This window comes from Mesorhizobium sp. B1-1-6 (assembly GCF_006443035.1).
Taxonomy (GTDB): Bacteria; Pseudomonadota; Alphaproteobacteria; order Rhizobiales; family Rhizobiaceae; genus Mesorhizobium.
Genome location: NZ_VFWR01000047.1, coordinates 1 through 1,050, shown reverse-complemented (window position 1 = coordinate 1,050; position 1,050 = coordinate 1). Strand labels below are relative to the sequence as shown.

1 protein-coding gene is annotated in these 1,050 nt (G+C 59.8%); it reads right to left on the bottom strand.

What is annotated here, in order from left to right:
* Window positions 1-10: 10 nt before the first annotated feature.
* Window positions 11-959, bottom strand: a protein-coding gene (locus FJ979_RS32380) for an IS630 family transposase (protein WP_140501651.1) whose coding sequence is annotated in 2 segments (ribosomal slippage) — window positions 11-622 and window positions 624-959 — 948 coding nt in all. Because the reading frame shifts where the segments join, the coding sequence is not laid out codon by codon here.
* Window positions 960-1,050 lie beyond the last annotated feature (91 nt).

Below are 1,050 nucleotides of genomic sequence, written 5' to 3'. Positions count from 1 at the left end.
CTAGAGCGTTTCATATCTTGACGGAAGCGTAGCCTGCGTTTTCGAAGTAGTTCCTGCATTCGGCTGCCTCGATTGTTTCGACGAGGTGGCCGATGTGGCGCCAAGTGTCCTCGATTGTACGTTTCTGAGCTTGGCGCATCCAGTGTTTGATCTTGGCGAAGGCCTGCTCGATCGGATTGAGGTCCGGGGAATAGGGCGGCAGGTACCAAAGCCTGGCGCCGGCAGCTTTGATCATCTGCCTGATGGCCGCCGACTTATGACTTCCCAGATTATCCATGACGACAATATCGCCGGGCTTCAGCACCGTGATGAGCTGCTGCTCGACATAGGCCCGGAAGCATTGGCCGTTGATCGGGCCGTCGAAGACGCAAGGCGCTGTGAGCCGATCCCAGCGCAGCGCGCCGAGGAAGGTCAGCGTGCGCCAGTGGCCGTGCGGAGCCAGGCCGCGCAGCCGCTTGCCCTTCGGCCCCCAACCGCGCAGCGGAGCCATGTTGGTCTTGATCCAGGTCTCATCGATGAAGACCAGGCACTGCGGATCGAGGCCGGTCTGCCAGGATCGCCATCGCTGACGCCTGCGGGCAATATCGGCGCGTGCCTGCTCAAGGGCGAACAGCGTTTTTTTTGAAGCTCAGGCCCTCGCGCCTCAAGAACAGCCACACCGTATTGTGCGAGACCTTGATCCCGCGCGCATCCAACTCGTCCTTCAGCCGATGCAGCGTCAGTTCAGAGGTCTGATTGATCCGCTCCACAATGAAAGCCCGATGGGGCTCCAGAACGCGCTTACGGTGTCCGCCCATCTTGCCCGGCGCCACCGAGCCGGTGGCACGGTAACGCTGCGACCACTTCACCACAGAGGAAACCGCAACGCCAAAGCGCGAGGCAACCGCACGGCAGGTCTCCCCGTCGACAACTGCCGCTACTGCACGCTCACGAAGATCATTTGAAAGCGCTCGCGTCATCAGATGCTGGCCTCCAATCCAGCCAGCATCTTGAATCACAAACATCCGGTTTTGGGAATCCTACGATTCTCCCAAAATAGGAAATGCTCTA